Source organism: Agromyces sp. NPDC058484, assembly GCF_042720415.1.
In the GTDB taxonomy this organism is placed as follows: domain Bacteria; phylum Actinomycetota; class Actinomycetes; order Actinomycetales; family Microbacteriaceae; genus Agromyces.
Map to the genome: position 1 here is coordinate 91689 of NZ_JBHXMP010000006.1, position 15777 is coordinate 107465.

The following is a 15777-nucleotide window of genomic DNA, read 5'->3' on the forward strand; positions in this document are numbered from 1 at the left end:
TCTCCCAGCCGGCGCCTGAGACGATGGAGGAACCCGAACCCTGGAGCATCCGTGTCACCGAAACGTCTCTTCCGCACACTCGCCCTCGCCGAGGCCGTCACCTGGACGATCCTCATCGTCGCCATGATCCTGAAGTACGCGGCCGGCGTCGATGCCGCGGTGCTCGTCGGCGGGTCGATCCACGGGTTCGTGTTCCTCGCGTATGCGTTCCAGGCGGTGCTCGTGGGCGTCAACCAACGCTGGAGCGTCGGCCTCATCGCATTCGCCGTGCTCACCGCGATCGTGCCCTACGCGACGATACCGTTCGAGCTCTGGTTGATGGGGCGCGGGCGCCTCGACGGCGACTGGCGACGTGAGCACAGCGACCACCCTGCCGACGGCAACTGGGTGAACCGGATGCTGCGCTGGTTCCTCGCTCGTCCGGTGCTGCTCACCGTGGCCGCGGTGATCGGCATCGCCGCAGTGTTCGCGACGCTGCTCGTGATCGGGCCGCCCGGAGGTCGCGAGGCGTAGTCTCCTCCACAGCCGACACGGGGCCGACCCCACTCGCACTCTCGCTGTCGCGCCCGCCAAGGCCGAACCCGCACTGGCAGGATCGTCGCATCCGACCGACAATGGAGAGGTGCTCGAGGTGACAGAACCGCAGGTGTGGACACTGATCGGTGTGTTCGCGGCCGGGCTCTTCGGCACGCTGGGGCTCGTCACGACGCTGTTCGTGCGGGTGATCCGCAGCGAGATCGGCGGGCTCCGCGGCGAGATCGTCAGCCTTCGCAATGAGATGAACACCCGCATCGACGCGCTCGCCCGCGACGTACAGGCGCTGGTGAAGCACACGTTCGGCCTCGATCGGGACTGACGACCACGCACTGTGGGCTCGCTCAGCGACTGACGATGCCGGCGGCGCCATCGACGAGCACCACCTCGCCGTCCCTGAGCCTCGAGGTACCGTCCGTCGTGCCGACGATCGCGGGGATGCCGAACTCGCGCGCGATGATCGCCGGGTGTGAGAGCATCCCGCCGTGGTCGGCCACGACCGCTCCGACCTGGCCGAGGATCGGACTCCACGACGGCGCGGTCGTCGGGCACACGAGCACGTCGCCCTGACGGACCCGATGGAAGTCCTGGGATCCACGGATCACGCGCACCGGCCCGCGGTATCGTCCGGCCGACGCGGCCGTGCCGGCGACGAGCGCTCCTTCCGGCGCATCGCGAGCCTCACCCACGATCGAGCCGAGATACCAGATGAATGCCTCGTTCGCGAAGCGCGCCTCGACGGGCAGTGCCCGAAGGTCGGGCTGCGGGGGAAGCGTGCCGACAGCGGACACGTCCGGCAGGAGCGCCGCGGCGTCGAACTCGCGCCGCCGGGTCGACGCGACGTGCAGCAGCCGACTCTCGCCTCCCGCCGCCTCGCGGAGCTCACCTGGAGTCAGCATGAAGCAATCGTCCGGGCGTTCGAGCAGACCGCGATCGGCGAGTCGCCGGCCGAGTTCGAGCGTGGCGCGGCGCACCAGCCCGAGCGGTTCGCCGAAGCCGAGCAGTTCGCTCTCGTCGCGGATTCCGTAGTAGCGTTCAGCACGCGCGACGGCTCGCTGCCAGCGAGCGCGCTCCCGGTCAGGGACGTCCTGGGACGCCGGGTCGGGTGGATCGGATGCGACACCGGAGTCGGAACCTCGTGCGGGTTCGTCCAGCGTCGATGCGGCGCGGAGGCGGGCGATCGCGGCGTCGAGTGCCGGCTCGAGCGATTCGGGTTGCTCGGCCAGCATTCGATCCATCGGATCGGCGCCGAGCATCCGTCCGCCGTATCGATCGAGGTAGCGGTGAAGCGCCGCCGAGGCCTCGGTATCGTCGGCCAGCGTCGCCGTCACGCGCGATCCTGGACTGCCGGCGGCCTCCTCGGGCGCGGCCACGAAGACTTTCGCCAGTTCGTCGAGCGCTACGGCAGCGTCGGTCGAAGTCGATGAGCGCGCGTTGAGCGCGGACAATGCGTGACCTGGATCCCAGTTGAGGAGGTCCCGAGCGAGGAACACGTAGTCGCCGAGCACCTGGGACTGGGCGAACTCGACGACCCAGTGCTCGGTGCATGCGCGTTCGAGGAACCCGAGCGTCTCGTCGAGGTGATCCACGACGGCCAGGACATCCATCACCGCAGGGTCGACGGCGCGGAGCGTCTCGAGTTCGGCCGCGAGACGAGGAGCGTCTGCGTAGATCCATCGCTCGAGGACGTCTCCGGCGACGTCGGTGCGAACCGCCTCGACGGCGCGCGCGATGCGCCTCCTGATCGGCGGGACGATCCGGAGGAGGACGGGCAATAGCCAGGGCGGTGGAGGCGGCAGCTTGCCGGCCCCGAACGGGATCACCTCGAGATAGGCCCGGTGCTCGACGACGTGCAGCTCGCCCGTCGCAATCACCAGGCCGAAGACGTCGGCCGCGTGTCGAGTCCCGTTGCGCATCATGTTCGCCCAGACGGCGGCGCCGAATGGCGACAACCGATCGGGCCAGTGCGTCGAGTCGCGCAGCCATGCCGCCGGCACCGACGGTCGAGCGCGCGAGCCGGAAACCGCGGATGCCGCCAACGTAGTGATCGGGCGGCTCTGCAGCACATTGAGCTCATCCCCGACGAAGGCCCATTCGACATCCTGCGGGCCGTCGAAGACTTCGCCCAGCCGCTGCACCATCGCGGCGATGCGCAGCACCTCCGGTTCTCGGAGCGCAGGAGCCCCCGACCCACTGGCGTCACGAGCAGCCATACCGTCGACGACGGTCCATCGCTCGGGCGACACCTCGCCCTCGAGAAGGCGGTCGGCGAGACCGGGCACGGCCTCGATCACGACGCGGTCGTCACCCGTTACCGGATCTCGCCCGAACGCCACTCCCGCAGAGCCGGGCGCGAGCTGACGCTGCACGAGCAGGGCGACCGAGCCGTCGGCCGTGCCGTGGGCTCGGCGGTAGTCCGTCAGGTGCTCGCTCGAGGCGGCGTGCCAGCACCGCTCGACGGCGGCGATCGCGTCGTCGGCGGTGCGCACGTGGAGCACCGACTCGAACTGCCCGGCGAACGAGGCGGCGGCGAGATCCTCGGCGACGGCGGATGACCGGACGATGAGCGGATACCCGAGCCGATCGCAGGCGGCGACGAAGGACGCGCGGAGCTGTTCGGGAAACGTGGGAACGGTTCGGGTTCGCTCCGCTCCGACGGTACGGGTCGCCCGGTCGTGGACCGCCGTCGTCAGGACGAATCCGTCGGGCACCATGAAGCCCCTGGCGCGAAGGGTCGCGAGACGCGACGCCTTGCCACCGGCGACCTCGACCGGGAGACGGGCCGCGTGCTCGAGCGGGATCGGTTCCAGCAGTGCGGTGTCCATCGTTCACTCCTTCGTAGACGTGAATCAATCGCGCTTCGGTCCGCCGCCGTTCGCGAGGTCGGCGAGGAGGGTGCGGATGATCCATCCGGCCGTCATCGCGGCGTCGTCGGCGGTCAGGTGGTCGGTGAGTGACAGCCAGGATCGCCGCGACACCACCAGTCGGAGTGCGCTGAAGACGCGCGCGTGCTCGTCGGCCGAGAGCGCCGGCGCGGCTTGGTCGACAGCCGCGTCGATGAGTGCGCGGACGCGCTGGTGGACCGAGGTTCGGAGTCGCGTGTCGAGATCGGCGGCCGCCCATGCCCTGACGAGGTCGCTGCGCTCGTCGTACAGTACGGCGAGGCGCTCCATGAGTTCGGCCAGTTCCTCGCTTCCGGTCTCCGGTGCACGATCCAAGCAGGACTCAACGAACGCGTCGGTTTCCGCGTCGAGGCCGTCGATGAGCGCTTCACGATTCGGGAAGTACCGGTAGAGCGTGCGGAGGGAGCAGCGCGCCTCGTCGGCGACCGCTTGCATCGAGAAGTCGTGGATGCCGTCGCGCAGGATGACCTGCGTGAAGGCATCGACGAGCAGTCGACGGGTTGATTCCCGTTGGCGGTCTCGGAGTGTCGGATGGATATCGCGCGGCACGATGTCAGACAATTTGCGTCCCTTCATGCTCTCCTGACACAGAGTATGTCATAAGTGAGGCTTCCTTGACAAGGGGGGAGGCCCGAGCGCACCAGAAGCGGGACCCTGGGCATCGGCCGCGACTCGTCCTCGGCAGCCCGACGGATGCCTCCAGCTTGCGTCGCGTTGCACGAACTCCGCCGGCGGCGCCGAGCCCCGTGGCATTCTGCTGTGGAACGCGTCAAGATGGAGAGGTGCTCGCAGTGACCGAAGCCCAGGTCTGGACGATGATCGGCGTCTTCACGACGCTGATGTTCGGCACGCTCACGATCATCTCGACGCTGTTCGTGCGGGTCCTGCGGTCGGAGATCGGCGGGCTCCGCATCGAGATCGGCTCACTTCGCGCCGAGGTTCGCGGCGAGATCGGTTCGCTTCGCGCCGAGATGAACGCCCGTTTCGAGGCGGTCGACGCGCGATTCGACGCCGTCAACACCCGCATCGATGCGCTCGATCGCGACGTGCAGGCCCTCGTGAAACACACGTTCGGACTCGACCGGGGCTGACCCCCGCGAGCAGAGCGAGCACCGTTCGCATGAGCGCCGCCGGGTAGACTTGCGGGGTCCGGCATTCGCCCGCGGCATCCGCTCGCCGCCGTTTCTTGGAGCTCGCCACACGTGACTGCTGAAGCCCCCGCCCCTTCGACAAGCTCAGGGACCGCCGCTGCCCCCGCGACCTCGACGCCGGTGCTCGACACCGTCGAGGTCGCCGCGACGACGCCCGAGAAGGAGCAGCCGTACGCCGCGCTGGGCCTCAAGCCCGACGAGTACGAGCGCATCCGCAACATCCTCGGCCGCCGACCCACGAGCGCCGAGCTCGCGATGTACTCGGTCATGTGGAGCGAGCACTGCTCGTACAAGTCGTCGAAGATCTACCTGCGCCAGTTCGGCAAGAAGGTCACGCCCGAGATGAAGCAGCACCTCATGGTGGGCATGGGCGAGAATGCCGGCGTGCTCGACATCGGCGAGGGCTGGGCCGTCACCTTCAAAATCGAGTCGCACAACCACCCGTCGTACATCGAGCCGTTCCAGGGCGCGGCCACCGGCGTCGGCGGCATTGTGCGCGACATCATCTCGATGGGCGCACGCCCCGTCGCAGTCATGGACGCCCTGCGCTTCGGCGCCATCGACCACCCCGACACCGCCCGCGTCGTGCACGGCGTCGTCAGCGGCATCTCGTTCTACGGCAACTGCCTCGGCCTGCCGAACATCGGCGGTGAGACCTGGTTCGACCCGGTGTACCAGGCGAACCCGCTCGTGAACGCGCTCGCCGTGGGCGTGCTCCGGCACGAGGACCTGCATCTGGCGAACGCGAAGGGCGCGGGCAACAGGGTCGTGCTCTTCGGCGCCCGCACCGGCGGCGACGGCATCGGCGGGGCATCCATTCTCGCATCCGACACGTTCGCCCCTTCGACAGGCTCAGGGACCGCCGCTCCGAAGAAGCGCCCGGCGGTGCAGGTCGGCGACCCGTTCGCCGAGAAGGTGCTCATCGAGTGCTGCCTCGAGCTGTTCCAGAACGACCTCGTCGAGGGCATCCAAGACCTGGGAGCAGCCGGCATCTCGTGCGCCACGTCCGAACTCGCCTCCAATGGCGACGGCGGCATGTCGATCGTGCTCGACGACGTGCTGCTGCGCGACCCCACGCTCACGCCAGAGGAGATCCTCATGAGCGAGAGCCAGGAGCGCATGATGGCGATCGTGCGCCCCGAGAAGCTCGACGGATTCCTCGAGGTCGTGAAGAAGTGGGACGTCGAGACGAGCGTCCTCGGCGAGGTCACCGACACCGGTCGCCTCTCGATCATGTGGCGCGGCCAGGAGATCGTGAACGTCGACCCGCGCACCGTCGCCGTCGACGGCCCGGTCTACGAGCGCCCGGTCACGTATCCCACGTGGATCGACGCACTCCAGGCAGACACCGCAGCCGATCTCAAGCGCTCCGACAAGCCCAAGGCGCTGCGCGAGCAGTTCCTGAAGCTCGTCGGGTCGGCGAACCAGGCGGATGCCGCGTGGGTCACGAACCAGTACGACAACTATGTGCTCGGCAACACCGCGCTCAGCTACCCCGACGACGCCGGCATGATCCGCGTCGACGAGGAGTCGGGACTCGGCGTCTCGGTGGCGACCGACGCGAACGGCCGCTACTCGCAGCTCGACCCGCGCCAGGGCGCCAAGCTCGCGCTCGCCGAGGCGTACCGCAACGTCGCCGTCACCGGCGCCGTGCCCATGGGCGTGAGCGACTGCCTCAACTTCGGCTCCCCCGAGAACCCCGAGGTCATGTGGCAGTTCTCGCAGACCGTCGAGGGCCTGAGTGACGGATGTCTCGAGCTCGGCATTCCCGTCACCGGCGGCAACGTGAGCTTCTACAACCAGACCGGCGACGTGCCGATCCACCCGACGCCGGTGATCGCCGTGCTCGGCGTGATCGACGACGTCGCCCGCCGCATCCCCTCGGGATGGCAGGACGACGGCCACAACATCTACCTCCTCGGCGACACCGCGCTCGAGCTCGACGGCTCGGCCTGGGCGGGCGTCGTGCACGACCACCTCGGTGGACGCCCGCCGGCGGTCGACCTCGCCCGCGAGAAGGCGCTCGCCGAACTCCTCGCCGCCGCGGCACTCGAGGGTCTCATCGACTCGGCGCACGACCTGAGCGACGGCGGCCTCGCGGTCGCGCTCGCCGAGGCGATCGGCCGCTTCGGCGTCGGCGCCCGCGTGGTGCTCGACGAGGTGCTGCAGGACGCCGGCATCGACGCCGCGACGGCGCTGTTCTCCGAGTCGACCGGCCGTGTGATCGTCTCGGTTCCCCGCGAGGACGACGTGAAATTCCGCGGCCTCTGCGAGGGACGCGGCTACCCGGTACGTCGCATCGGCGTGACGGATGCCGCATCCGCCTCCCTCGAGGTACAAGGCCTGTTCACCGTGCCGGTCGACGAGCTCCGCACCGTCAACCGCGCGCCGCTCGCCGACGCCTTCGGCCCGATCGTCGGATACTGAGCCGACCACGAAGCCGGGCGAACCACGAAACCGAGCGGACCACGAGCGACGCCATGAGCGACCCGGCCGACGCACGGCAGACCTACCCGGCCCTGTACGCGGCCGAGCACGGCGGGTTCAGCGTCGTGCCCGCGGCGTACGTCCTCCTCGTCGACGAAGACCGCGTGCTGCTCCAGCTCCGGGCGAACACCGGCTACTACGACGACTTCTGGGCGGCGTCGGCCGCCGGCCACGTCGAAGCGGGCGAGTCGGTCGTCGAGGCCGCCGTGCGCGAGGCATCCGAGGAGCTCGGCATCACCGTGGCGGAGGGCGACCTCCAAGCGCTCACCGCCATGCACCGCACCGCGCCCACCGGACTCGCCGTCGACCAGCGCGTCGACTTCTTCTTCGCCTGCGGTTCGTGGAACGGCGCGCCCGCCCTGCAGGAGGAGAAGGCCGCCGACCTGCGGTGGTTCGACCTCGCCGCGCTGCCCGAGAACGTCGTGCACCACGAACGGTTCGTGCTCGACGCGTGGCGCGCGGGCACGCTCCGGCCGATCACGGCATTCGGGTTCTGACCGCGGACGCCGTGCCGCTCGCGTGGCGGGCGTGCACTCTCCCGCCACCACCGAGTCTCTGCATGGCGCCCGCGGTCGAACTGTGACGTGATCAGTTGGATCTGCGGGACGGGCGTCGATAGCGTGCCCGCATGACGCTCGCAGACACGACCCTCGTTCCCGATTCCTCTTCCGCCGAACGCGCTGCTCGACTCGGCGCTGCCGGCACCGCCTGGCAGGAGCGCATCGCCGCCGACCCGACGTCGGCGCACCTCACCTACCGGGTGAACGGGCGCGGCTCGGGCTCCGTCGCCAGCGAGATCACTGCCGGACGCCACCGCTTCGTCGTCGATGAGCCGGCCGCGCTTGCCGGCGACGACGTCGCGGCAAGCCCCGTCGAGTATGCGCTCGGCGCCCTCATCTCGTGCCAGATCGTGGTCTACCGTCTCTACGCCAACGCCCTCGGCATCGTCGTCGACGACGTCGAGATCAGCGCAGAGGGCGACCTCGACGCCCGCAAGCTCTTCGGCATCGAGGCGACGGTGCGCCCCGGCTTCAACGCCGTCCGTCTGGCGGTGAAGCTCACGGGTCCCGAGTCGTCCGAGCGCTACGACGAGCTCCGCCGGGTCGTCGACGAGCACTGCCCCGTGCTCGACCTGTTCGCGAACCCCGTCCCGACCACGGTCGAGCTGGTCTGAGGTCACGGAGTGACGTCGCTTCGTTCCCGGGGTGTGTTCCGGCCAGACTCGCAGGGCTGACCCGGTCCACCTGGCCGGAACGCACCCCGGGACGCGCACCGACCGGTGCGGGCGGCTGCTCAGGCACCGCCCGGCGGATGCACGAGCAACTCGACCCGATCGGCCAGGTAGCGATCGAGCGGGGTGAGCGCATCGGGCTGAGTGGGATTCCAACGCACGAGCACCACGCCGCCACGGAGTACGAGAGGTCCGGATGCCCCGGCCCGCACGAGTTCGCGGACATCGATCGGGTCCGCGCCGAAGTTCACGGTCTCGCCGACCGGAAGCCCGCCCTTCACGGCAGCCGCGCGAAAGGCGCGCTGCTCGGCGATCGCGTTCGCCGGGATGCTCCGTCGCGTGGCACGTTCGGCCCGTACGACCCGCCCCGTCGCGTACAGACGACCGTCGGCGCCGACGAGCAGCACGCCGAGCCGCCAGACGCGGCCGGTCGCGGTCATGCGAGCTGCACGCCTCACGCCGAGCACTCGGCGCTCGGGCACGAACTCGGCGACGGCCTCTTCGCGCGCGGCGGCAGCGCCCAAGGTGGCCGCGGCCGCGGTGACGAGCTCGTGCACGCGGGCGATGAGCCCCGCGGCATCCAGCCCCGCGGCATCCGACCCCGCAGCATCCGGCCCCGCGGCATCCGGCCCCGAGGAATCGGTCACCATGCGCACCTCACCGCACGCACCTCGTCCCGGGCGAGCTCATCGCGACCTGCCGACGAGCTCGAGCAGGGCGAGCCCGTATGCCTCCGAGACATCGGAATGCTCGAACCGGCGCCGCTCGCCGGCGATCTCGACCTCGACCTCGAACGAGTCGTCGAGCCGGGTGAGCGACCGGAACGTCGCGCGCAGCAGCTCGCGCAGCTGGTCCTCGCGCGGCAGCCACACCGCGTCGGCGAGGGCGACCGAGTCGAGCGCCCACTCGGTCGTGCCGTTGAAGCCGAGGATCGTGCCGCTCGCGTACCGGCGCGGCTCGATCGTCATCTCGCTCACGGTGAAGACGTCGGCCTCGATCTCGGGCTCGACCGACTCGGGCAGGTCGAGCTGGAACCGGTCACCCGACTCGGGGTGCCAGCCGAGGCCGGCCTCCCGGAGCGCGAGCGCCAGTTCCCGGCTGATCACGGGTCACGGCCCCTCGGCGACGCCGGCCTGCGCGAGTTCGCTGTAGCTCGCGTCCACCATGATCGGCATGTGGTCGGACGACCCGCGCGGCAGCGTCTCGATGCCGTGGATCTCGAGCCCGACGGATGTCGCCAGGTCGAAGTGACCGCGGAAGAACTTGTAGCGCGTGTACGTGCGCTTGTCGCTCAGGGTGAGCTCGTACCCCGAGTCGCGCACCCTCTCGCCGAGGTTCTCCTTGAAGATCGGATAGTTGTAGTCGCCGACCATGAGCGTCGGGAGCCCCGGGCCGAGGAACTGCAGCTCGCCGAGCGCCGAGCTGATCTGGTGTCGCCGCAGCGAGTTGAGCGCCGTCAGGGGCGCGGCATGGAACGAGGCGACGATCAGCTCGCGCTGCTCCTCGAGGTCGAGCAGGCGAACGCCGATGAGCCGCTCGTGGGCGGGCCGCAGGATGTGATCGTGGAGCGACTTCTTGAGCACGAACGACTGCCCGCGCAGTGCGCGGAAGCGGTCGTCGCGGTAGTAGACGGCCAGGCCCAGGCGGTTGCGCGAGGTCGAGTCCGCGAGATGCAGCTCGTGGATCTGCGGCGGCAGCTCACGGGTGTCGCACTCCTGGAGGCACAGGATGTCGGGCGAGTGCCGCTCGGCGAGCCCGACGAGCTCGCCGCTCGCCCGGTGCTTGCGAAGGTTGTAGCTGATCACTCTCATTTCCGACCAGCCTATGTCGCGCGGGCCGTGCCGCGGGACCGAATGACGCCGGTGGACGGGCGCTCAGTCTTGTCGGATGCGCGCCGGCCCCAGCGCGGCTCCGAGGCCGACCACGATGATCCCCGCGAAGAGGAGGCCGTATCGCGCGGTGATGAGCCCGATCGCGGCGAGCGCGATGCCCACGACCACGACGACCCGGGCGAGCACCCGCCGCACGCGCGGCGCGGACGACCAGCCGGATCGTGTGCGCTGCGTCATCCGCTCACCGTGAACGACCGGCCGGTCGCGTCCTCGGCGAACGCCCAGAAGCGGGCGCCGACGTCGAGATCGGTCGAGACGCGCGTCGGGGTCTGGAGCGTGGGCACGCCGCGGGTCACGTAGCGCGGACCCCAGTACTGGCCACCCTCGACGCCCGGCGCGGTCAGCGCGTGCAGCACCACCTCGGCGCCGCGGTGCTTGCCCTGCGCCCACGCGGCCTGCAGGGCGTCGGTGAAGCGGGCGCCGCGGCCGGGTTCCATGACGCCGGGCACAGTCGGCGTGCGCCCGCCGATCGCGTAACCGGGGTGGGCGACGATGCTCGCGACGGGCGCATCCGCCGCCTGCAGCCGCCGGTCGAGCTCGAACCCGAGCACCTGCGACGCGATCTTCGAGTGCGCGTACGCCAGCCAGGAGTCGTAGCCGCGGGTGAGCTGCAGGTCGTCGACGCGGAACGTCGAGAGCCGCGACGAGAGCGAGCCGAGCGACACGATGCGTGCGCCCGGCACGACGTGCGGCAGCACGGCTCCGAGGAGCGCGAAGTGCCCGAGTACGTTCGTGGCGAGCACCAGCTCGTTGCCGTCGACCGACTCGAGACGCATGTGCGGCGTGTGCACCATGCCCGCGTTCGCGACCACGCCGTCGAGGGGCGGCCCGGCGAGGAGTCGCTCGGCCCCGGCGTCGACGGACTCGAGCGACGACTGGTCCATGACGAGGGTGTCGACGGATGCCGCAGGGCGCGCGCCGCGGATCGCGGCAGCCGCCGCGGCGAGCCGCTCGCGGCTCCGCCCGCTCAGCACCACGTGTGCCCCCGCGCCCGCGAGCCGCGCGGCGGTGAAGAAGCCGATCCCCCGGTTGGCGCCCGTGACGAGGTAGCGGCGCCCCGCCTGCGACCGCAGCGTGATCGGATACCAGCTCACAACTCGCCCGACATGCCGTTCGCCCCGCCCGCGAGCTCCTCGTGGTGCTGGATGACCTCGGCGACGACGAAGTTGAACCACTTCTCGGCGAACGCCGGGTCGAGGTGCGCGTCGGTCGCGAGCGCGCGGAGCCGGGTGATCTGGCGGCGCTCCCGGTCGGGATCGCTCGGCGGCAGTCCGTGCTGGGCCTTCAGGCGCCCCACCTGCTGGGTGAACTTGAACCGTTCGGCGAGGAGGTGGATGAGGGCCGCGTCGATGTTGTCGATGCTCGAACGGATGCCGAGGAGCTCGCTCATCGCGGCATCCCGTTCGTCGATGGACCCGTCAGTCATGCTTCGACCCTACCCGCGGTCGCTGCCACATGGCGCGGCTACCAGATCGTGCCGCCGCCGACCGAGATGCCGCCGAAGATGAGCAGCACGAACACGATGGCGAACACGGCGGGGCCGATGCCCCGCCCACCCGTGTGCCGCGACTTGAGCAGCCCGATCACCGCGAGGATCGCGGCGATCGCGCCAAGCGCCCCACCGACGATGAGGCCGATGAAGAGCGGGATCGGCATGAGCACGAGACCGATGAGGCCGATCCAGAAGGCCCACCAGGCGGTCGGATTCGAGCGGCGAGTGTCGTTGTCCATGCTCCCATCGTGCCGAGTTCGAACACGGGAAGGAACCCCATCGCGGCGTGCGTGGAGGATGATCAGGTGCCGGAACGGAACGCGCGCAGCCGAAGGCTGTTGCCGACGACGAAGACGCTCGAGAACGCCATCGCCGCACCGGCGAGCATCGGGTTGAGCAGACCGAGCGCGGCGAGCGGGATCGCGGCCACGTTGTAGGCGAACGCCCAGAACAGGTTGACCTTGATCGTGCCGAGCGTGCGCCGCGCGAGCCGGATGGCGTCGACCGCGGCGAGCAGGTCGCCGCGCACGAGCGTGATGTCGGATGCCTCGATCGCGACGTCGCTGCCGGTGCCCATCGCGATGCCCAGGTCGGCCTGCGCCAGCGCCGCCGCGTCGTTCACGCCGTCGCCGACCATCGCGACGCGTCGCCCTTCGCCCTGCAGGCGCTCGACCACGGCGACCTTGTCGGCCGGCAGCACCTCGGCGACGACCTCGTCGATGCCGACCTCGGCGGCCACCCTGCGCGCCACGGCCTCGTTGTCGCCCGTGAGCAGGATCGGGGTGAGCCCCAGCCTGCGCAGGCGCGTCACGGCGTCGGCGCTCGTCGGCTTCACGGCGTCGGCCACGGTGAGCACGCCGCGTACGCGTCCGTCCCAGGCGACGTACACGGGCGTGCGTCCCTCGGCTTCGGCACGGGCAGCGGATGCCGCGAGCGACGGGTCGACCGCGAGCGCCCAGTCCTCGAGCAGCGAGGCTCGGCCCACCAGCACGAGGCGTCCGTCGACGATGCCCTGCACGCCGCGGCCCGCGTGGTCCTCGAACGACGCGGGAACGGGAAGGGTGCCGAAGCGGCGCTCCGCCTCGGCCGCGATCGCGCGGGCGATGGGATGCTGCGAGGCGTGCTCGACGGCACCCGCGAGGCAGACGAGGTCGGCCTCGTCGACGCCGTCGGCCGAGTGGACGCCGTGGAGCGACATCCGCCCGGTGGTGACCGTGCCGGTCTTGTCGAGCACGATCGTGTCGACCCGACGGGTGGACTCGAGCACCTCTGGGCCCGTGATGAGCACGCCCAGCTGCGCGCCGCGACCGGTGCCCACGAGGAGCGCGGTGGGGGTCGCGAGCCCGAGCGCGCACGGGCAGGCGATGATGAGCACCGCCACCGCGGCGGTGAACGCCGATTCGGCGGGGAAGCCGCCGCCGAGCCAGGCGCCGAGGGTAGCCACGGCGATGAGGAGGACGACGGGCACGAACACCCCCGCGACGCGGTCGGCGAGGCGCTGCACCTCGGCCTTGCCCGACTGCGCGTCCTCGACGAGCTTCGCCATCTGCGCGAGCTGGGTGTCGGCGCCCACGCGCGTCGCTCGCACCACGAGCCGCCCCCCGACGTTGACGGTCGCGCCCACGACGGCGTCTCCCGACGCGACCTCGACCGGCACGGATTCGCCCGTGAGGAGTGAGGCGTCGACGGCGCTGCGTCCGTCGACGACCGCGCCGTCGGTGGCGATCTTCTCGCCCGCACGCACGACGAACTCGTCGCCGACCTGGAGCTGCTCGAGCGGGATCCGCGTCTCCACGCCCCCGCGGAGCACCGCGACGTCCTTCGCGCCGAGTTCGAGCAGCACGCGCAGCGCCGCACCCGCCTGTCGCTTCGAGCGCTTCTCGAAGTACCGGCCCGCGAGCACGAACATGGTGACGCCTGCGGCGACCTCGAGGTAGAGGTTCGACGCGCCGTCGGTCGGCGCGATCATGAGCGCGAAGCCGTGCGTCATGCCCGGCACCCCGGCGGTGCCGAGGAACAACGCGTAGGTCGACCACAGGAACGCGGCGATCGTGCCGATCGAGATGAGGGTGTCCATCGTGGCGGCGCCGTGGCGCAGGTTCATCCATGCGGCACGGTGGAACGGCCACGCCGCCCAGACCACGACGGGCGCGGCGAGGGCGAACGACGCCCACTGCCAGTACGTGAACTGCAGCACGGGCACCATCGCGATCAGGATCACGGGCACCGAGAGAACGATGCTGCCGATGAGGCGCCGGCGCAGCGAGCGCAGTTCGGCGTCGGCGCGAGACTCGCCCGGGATGCCGTCGCCCGGTCCGCCGGCGGTCCCGGCCGCGGCGGGCGGCGGCGGCAGCGTCGCCGTGTACCCGGCCTCCTCGACCACCGCGATGAGCCGCCGCGGGTCGACGTCGGCCGGAGCCGCGACGCGCGCCTTCTCGGTGGCGTAGTTCACCGAGGCGGTGACGCCGTCGAGCTTGTTGAGCTTCTTCTCGATGCGCATGGCGCACGACGCGCAGGTCATGCCGCCGATCTCGAGCTCGACGGTGTTCGTGCTCGTGCTCGTGCTCGTGCTCGCGCTCGCGGCGGGTTTGGCGGTTGCGCCGGCGGCCGTGTCGCCGCCTGTCGTGCCGGTGGGGCTGGTCATGGTGCTCCTCGTGGGCTCGTGTCGAAGCTCGCGTCAGTGTTCGTCGCCGTGGGCGTCGCGGCCGTCGTCGGTGTCCGACTGGCGCGATGCCGCGGCATCCGCCTCGTCCGCCGTGACGACGAACGGGAGGCTGTGCACCCGGCCGTCGAGCTGCAGGTCGAGGTAGAGCAGGTAGCGACCCGGGGTGGGCGCCTGCGCCATGAAGGTGATCTCGGGGCCGGGCTCGGTCTCGCCGTCGGCGGGCTCGCCCATCGGGTGCACGTGCAGGTAGGCGAGGTCGCCGTCGCGCAGCGCCACGAGATGGCCGTAGGCGCCGAGGTACGGCTCGAGCGTCGTGACGGGCTCGCCGTCGCGCGTGACGGCGAAGGTCAGCTCGCTCGAAGCGCCGGCCACGAGTTCGCCGTCGAGCTCCACGGTCACCTCGCCGTCGGTCGAGGTCGCGGTGTCGGCGCCGCGCGGTGCGGGAGCGAAGTCGCCCGCCACCTCGAGGGTGCTCGTGAGCGTGACGGTGTCACCGAGCGCGGTGGGCACGAAGTCGGCGAAGACGCGGTAGGTGCCCGCGGCGGCCCAGCTCCACGGGATGGTCCAGGCGCCCGCGCCGTCGGTCGTCGGGTGCACGTGCCGGAACTCGGCGCCGTCGGTGCGCACCACGATGAGGTGCAGGTCCTTCTCATGCGCACGGTCGTAGCCGGTGAGCGGTTCGGCACCCGGGCCGAGCAGGGTGAACGAGAGGTCACCAGATGCGCCCGTGCCATCCGGTGCGCGCAGTTCGCTGAGCCGGTAGCCGGCGTGCGAGATCGAGAGGCCCCGCACGTCGTCGCCCGCTGCGGTGGCGGCCTGGTCGCCGTCCGTCTCGGCGGTGTCGTGGGCGTGCATCGCGTCCTCCGCGGAATCAGAAGTCGGGGCGGCCGAGACCTCGGCCGGGATGAACGCCCGGGCGGCCCCGAAGGCGACGGCGAACACCGCCGCCGTCGCCACGGCGAACAGCCCGAGCCGTGTCGCGGTGCGCATCTCAGACGCGCACCGCGCTGTACCCGGCCTCTTCGACGGCCGCGAGCACGCCCGCGTCGTCGACGTGGGCCGGGGCGGTCACGATGAGCCGGCCGGATGCCGCGGTGACCTCGACCACGTCGACACCGCCGAGCTGCGCGACCTCTTCGCGCACCGACAGCTCGCAGTGACCGCAGGTCATGCCCGTCACCTGGTACTCGCGTTCGTTCATTTCGGACTCCTCGTCGGTGATTGAACTGATACCCCTAGGGGGTACTTCTCGCAACAGCATACCCATGGTGGGTATTCCCGACAAGCCGACGAGGCACGATTCCGCGCGCAGACGAGTGCGGCGCGGGTTGCGGTTACCCCCGGGGCTGGCGCCCCCGCGGCCGGGCGCGCCCGGGAAACGCGGGGTGGGCCCCCGGGTAACCAGGGATAACATTCTCGTTG

18 protein-coding genes are annotated in these 15777 nt (G+C 70.7%); 6 read left to right on the forward strand and 12 right to left on the reverse strand.

Annotated elements, in window-relative coordinates:
- The first annotated feature begins 51 nt into the window (after positions 1-51).
- Both ACFWN7_RS06910 and ACFWN7_RS06915 read left to right on the forward strand, forming a co-directional pair.
- Positions 52-513: a DUF3817 domain-containing protein gene (locus ACFWN7_RS06910; protein WP_376938021.1), complete on the forward strand. Its 462-nt coding sequence runs from the start codon at positions 52-54 to the stop codon at positions 511-513.
- 109 nt (positions 514-622) lie between these two features.
- Positions 623-856 (forward strand): hypothetical protein, encoded by a 234-nt coding sequence (locus ACFWN7_RS06915; protein WP_376938022.1) that lies wholly within the window; start codon positions 623-625, stop codon positions 854-856.
- A gap of 22 nt (positions 857-878) precedes the next feature.
- On the opposite strand, the gene ACFWN7_RS06920 is transcribed toward ACFWN7_RS06915, so the two are convergent.
- The gene (locus ACFWN7_RS06920; protein WP_376938023.1) at positions 879-3359 is read right to left on the reverse strand and encodes a PEP/pyruvate-binding domain-containing protein; all 2481 of its coding nucleotides are present in this window, start codon (positions 3357-3359) and stop codon (positions 879-881) included.
- Between the two features lie 24 nt (positions 3360-3383).
- Positions 3384-3998 (reverse strand): TetR/AcrR family transcriptional regulator, encoded by a 615-nt coding sequence (locus tag ACFWN7_RS06925; RefSeq protein ID WP_376938024.1) that lies wholly within the window; start codon positions 3996-3998, stop codon positions 3384-3386.
- Positions 3999-4228: 230 nt separating this feature from the next.
- On the opposite strand from ACFWN7_RS06925, the gene ACFWN7_RS06930 reads away from it, so the two are divergent.
- From ACFWN7_RS06930 to ACFWN7_RS06945, 4 genes are all read left to right on the forward strand, one after another.
- Positions 4229-4528, forward strand: a complete 300-nt coding sequence (locus tag ACFWN7_RS06930; protein ID WP_376938025.1) for a hypothetical protein — start codon at positions 4229-4231, stop codon at positions 4526-4528.
- Between the two features lie 180 nt (positions 4529-4708).
- Positions 4709-7015, forward strand: a complete 2307-nt coding sequence (gene purL / locus ACFWN7_RS06935; protein WP_376938114.1) for a phosphoribosylformylglycinamidine synthase subunit PurL — start codon at positions 4709-4711, stop codon at positions 7013-7015.
- Positions 7016-7068: 53 nt separating this feature from the next.
- Positions 7069-7572, forward strand: a complete 504-nt coding sequence (locus ACFWN7_RS06940; protein ID WP_376938026.1) for an NUDIX domain-containing protein — start codon at positions 7069-7071, stop codon at positions 7570-7572.
- A 131-nt stretch (positions 7573-7703) separates the two neighbouring features.
- Positions 7704-8249: an OsmC family protein gene (locus tag ACFWN7_RS06945; RefSeq protein WP_376938027.1), complete on the forward strand. Its 546-nt coding sequence runs from the start codon at positions 7704-7706 to the stop codon at positions 8247-8249.
- A gap of 119 nt (positions 8250-8368) precedes the next feature.
- Here ACFWN7_RS06945 and ACFWN7_RS06950 read toward each other — a convergent pair whose 3' ends face one another.
- The 10 genes from ACFWN7_RS06950 to ACFWN7_RS06995 form a co-directional block, all read right to left on the reverse strand.
- Positions 8369-8956 carry a hypothetical protein gene (locus ACFWN7_RS06950; RefSeq protein ID WP_376938028.1) on the reverse strand — a complete coding sequence of 196 codons (588 nt, stop codon included), beginning with the start codon at positions 8954-8956 and terminating at the stop codon, positions 8369-8371.
- A 36-nt stretch (positions 8957-8992) separates the two neighbouring features.
- Complete coding sequence (locus ACFWN7_RS06955; RefSeq protein WP_376938029.1) at positions 8993-9412, reverse strand: pilus assembly protein CpaE; 420 nt, start codon at positions 9410-9412, stop codon at positions 8993-8995.
- Between the two features lie 3 nt (positions 9413-9415).
- Positions 9416-10117, reverse strand: coding sequence for an endonuclease/exonuclease/phosphatase family protein (locus tag ACFWN7_RS06960; RefSeq protein WP_376938030.1), 702 nt, complete (start codon positions 10115-10117; stop codon positions 9416-9418).
- A gap of 63 nt (positions 10118-10180) precedes the next feature.
- A complete protein-coding gene (locus ACFWN7_RS06965; RefSeq protein WP_376938031.1) occupies positions 10181-10375 on the reverse strand; it encodes a hypothetical protein in 195 nt (64 codons plus the stop codon).
- The gene (locus tag ACFWN7_RS06970; protein ID WP_376938032.1) at positions 10372-11292 is read right to left on the reverse strand and encodes an SDR family NAD(P)-dependent oxidoreductase; all 921 of its coding nucleotides are present in this window, start codon (positions 11290-11292) and stop codon (positions 10372-10374) included. Before ACFWN7_RS06970 ends, ACFWN7_RS06965 begins: the two co-directional genes overlap by 4 nt.
- A complete protein-coding gene (locus ACFWN7_RS06975) occupies positions 11289-11624 on the reverse strand; it encodes a chorismate mutase (RefSeq protein ID WP_376938033.1) in 336 nt (111 codons plus the stop codon). The genes ACFWN7_RS06970 and ACFWN7_RS06975 overlap by 4 nt, the downstream gene beginning before the upstream one ends.
- Positions 11625-11662: 38 nt before the next feature.
- Positions 11663-11929, reverse strand: coding sequence for a hypothetical protein (locus ACFWN7_RS06980; protein ID WP_376938034.1), 267 nt, complete (start codon positions 11927-11929; stop codon positions 11663-11665).
- Positions 11930-11991: 62 nt separating this feature from the next.
- Entirely contained in the window at positions 11992-14211 is a 2220-nt protein-coding gene (locus tag ACFWN7_RS06985) for a heavy metal translocating P-type ATPase (protein ID WP_376938115.1), read from the reverse strand.
- Between the two features lie 156 nt (positions 14212-14367).
- The gene (locus ACFWN7_RS06990; RefSeq protein WP_376938035.1) at positions 14368-15345 is read right to left on the reverse strand and encodes a heavy-metal-associated domain-containing protein; all 978 of its coding nucleotides are present in this window, start codon (positions 15343-15345) and stop codon (positions 14368-14370) included.
- A gap of 1 nt (position 15346) precedes the next feature.
- Entirely contained in the window at positions 15347-15556 is a 210-nt protein-coding gene (locus tag ACFWN7_RS06995) for a heavy-metal-associated domain-containing protein (protein WP_376938036.1), read from the reverse strand.
- Positions 15557-15777 lie beyond the last annotated feature (221 nt).

Bases quoted from the DNA above. Each gene is read 5' to 3' on its own strand.
- ACFWN7_RS06990 (WP_376938035.1), bottom strand. From the start codon at position 15,345: ATGCGCACCGCGACACGGCTCGGGCTGTTCGCCGTGGCGACGGCGGCG.
- ACFWN7_RS06945 (WP_376938027.1), top strand. From the start codon at position 7,704: ATGACGCTCGCAGACACGACCCTCGTTCCCGATTCCTCTTCCGCCGAA.
- ACFWN7_RS06985 (WP_376938115.1), bottom strand. From the start codon at position 14,211: ATGACCTGCGCGTCGTGCGCCATGCGCATCGAGAAGAAGCTCAACAAG.
- ACFWN7_RS06950 (WP_376938028.1), bottom strand. From the start codon at position 8,956: ATGGTGACCGATTCCTCGGGGCCGGATGCCGCGGGGCCGGATGCTGCG.
- ACFWN7_RS06980 (WP_376938034.1), bottom strand. From the start codon at position 11,929: ATGGACAACGACACTCGCCGCTCGAATCCGACCGCCTGGTGGGCCTTC.
- ACFWN7_RS06965 (WP_376938031.1), bottom strand. From the start codon at position 10,375: ATGACGCAGCGCACACGATCCGGCTGGTCGTCCGCGCCGCGCGTGCGG.
- ACFWN7_RS06995 (WP_376938036.1), bottom strand. From the start codon at position 15,556: ATGAACGAACGCGAGTACCAGGTGACGGGCATGACCTGCGGTCACTGC.
- ACFWN7_RS06975 (WP_376938033.1), bottom strand. From the start codon at position 11,624: ATGACTGACGGGTCCATCGACGAACGGGATGCCGCGATGAGCGAGCTC.
- ACFWN7_RS06920 (WP_376938023.1), bottom strand. From the start codon at position 3,359: ATGGACACCGCACTGCTGGAACCGATCCCGCTCGAGCACGCGGCCCGT.
- ACFWN7_RS06960 (WP_376938030.1), bottom strand. From the start codon at position 10,117: ATGAGAGTGATCAGCTACAACCTTCGCAAGCACCGGGCGAGCGGCGAG.
- ACFWN7_RS06940 (WP_376938026.1), top strand. From the start codon at position 7,069: ATGAGCGACCCGGCCGACGCACGGCAGACCTACCCGGCCCTGTACGCG.